2 protein-coding genes are annotated in these 2,096 nt (G+C 52.9%); both read left to right on the plus strand.

Features of this window, described 5'->3' with window-relative positions; translation table 11 throughout:
• Positions 1-113 precede the first annotated feature (113 nt).
• Complete coding sequence (locus ACR0J4_RS23060) at positions 114-1,277, plus strand: tyrosine-type recombinase/integrase (RefSeq protein WP_170528646.1); 1,164 nt, start codon at positions 114-116, stop codon at positions 1,275-1,277.
• Positions 1,278-1,381: 104 nt separating this feature from the next.
• Positions 1,382-2,014, plus strand: coding sequence for a tyrosine-type recombinase/integrase (locus ACR0J4_RS23065; protein WP_170493045.1), 633 nt, complete (start codon positions 1,382-1,384; stop codon positions 2,012-2,014).
• Positions 2,015-2,096: the final 82 nt, after the last annotated feature.

A 2,096-nucleotide genomic window follows, 5' to 3' on the forward strand; every position in this document is an offset into this window, starting at 1 on the left:
CAGTATATTCTATTAAATAACAGAAGCTTTAGCGTGCAGAGGTTTCTTAAAGACCCTTCCTAATTCTCCGCACTTTGCTTACCTTGTGCTTACCCAATCCGTCCGAGACCAATATGCCCAACGTTAGATTAACAAAATCAAGTGTCGATCGCCTTTCAGCAACAAACCGGGACACGATCTATTGGGACGACGGTCTGCCGGGTTTTGGACTCCGCGTGAAAACAACCGGTGTCAAAAGCTTCGTAGTTCAATATCGCAACAAACAAACCGGACGGTCGAAACGCAAGACACTTGGGCGATATGGGCCGACCTTGTCATTGGGCGCCGCCCGCGAAATGGCACGCGCGATTCTTGCTGACGTGGTGCGTGGCGGAGACCCTGTCGCGGACGCTCAAACGCTCAGGCATTCACCAACGGTGAACTTACTTGCCGAGCAATACATGACCGCACATGCGGAGCCAAAGAAACGTCCCGGTAGTGTTCGGAATGATCGGTCAATGCTGGACCGATACATTCTCCCCAAGCTTGGTAACCTTAAAGTCATTGAAGTGACGCATCAGCATGTTCAGAAGCTTCACAATCAAATGCGTGATACTCCATATCAAGCCAATCGCACTCTGGCCCTCATGTCGAAAATGTTTGAACTGTCTGTGCGCTGGGGTCAGCGTTCTGACAATCCGGCGCGCGGCATAGAAAAGTTTCCCGAGGAAAAGCGGGACCGCTGGTTATCTGACGATGAGCTGCAAAGGCTGTTGGTGGCTCTGTCAGAGCATCCAAATCAGGTTGCAGCCAACGCTATCCGACTGCAACTCCTGACAGGTGCACGGATCGGCGAGGTCTTGACGGCAAAATGGGAAGACTTCGATTTGGATCGAGCGGTCTGGACAAAGCCGTCGCACCACACAAAGCAAAAGCGACGAGAGCACCTGCCAATATCGTCAGCAACCTGTGATTTGCTTGCGGCAATGAGCGCAGGGGATTCTCCTGAGAGTCGCTGGTTGTTTCCGGGACGCTCTCCGGACCAACCGTACAAAGATCTGAAGAAATTTTGGAGCTCGGTCACCACATCAGCAGGCCTTCAAGACTACCGTATCCACGACAATCGGCATACGCATGCGTCGCATCTCGTTTCCAGCGGTCTGAGTCTGCCTATAGTTGGTCGATTGCTTGGACACACGAACCCGTCTACCACGCAACGCTACGCGCATCTCGCAGATGACCCGTTGCGGCAGGCAGCGGATGTGATGGGTAAGAAGATCAGCGGTGGCAGTTCCTGAAACCTGAGAATTTCCTGTGCTGAAGACACGCGAGCGGCAATTAGACTACAGCTGTCGGCACAGTGTCGATGTTTGGGACGGAAGGGAATGGACGGAGATATAAGATGTCCAAATCTCTACTTCCCGTTGTCACAACGCGTCGTCCGCCTTGGAACAAAGGCAGACTAGTCGGACAGAAGCGGCCATTGCAGTCAAAGCAAGTCTGGGCCATTCGCGCTCGGCTCGAACTTGCAAACAAGCTGAGAGACCTAGCATTGTTCAATCTTGCCATCGATAGCAAGTTGCGCGGGTGCGATCTCGTCCGCCTAAGGGTTAACGATCTCGCCGTCGGCAATTCTGTTCGCGATCGGGTATCCGTTGTTCAACGTAAAACTGCGAAGCCGGTGCAATTTGAAGTGACGGAGAATACACGTGAAGTCGTGTCGCAATGGGTTTCTTCTCAATATATGCATGGACAACGGTATCTGTTTCCAAGTCGTATGCATGCTTTGCCGCATCTTTCGACCCGGCAATACGCTAGGCTTGTCCGGGAATGGGTGTCAGCGATTGGTCTCGATCCGTCCAGCTACGGCACGCATTCGCTTAGGCGCACCAAAGCGGCTTTGATATACAGAAAGACCGGAAACCTACGTGCCGTTCAACTTCTGCTCGGTCACAGCAAAGTGGACAGTACGGTGCGTTACCTTGGCGTCGAGCTTGAAGACGCGCTTAGTATTGCCGAACGCATCGATCTTTAACCTTTTAGGCGGGCGGGATCGTCCGCTCGCCGCTCCCAAGCAGACTTTCGGAATCTCCCGTTAATCTTCCGCTTCGAGCCCA

The sequence above is a fragment of the Ruegeria sp. B10 genome, from assembly GCF_056539825.1.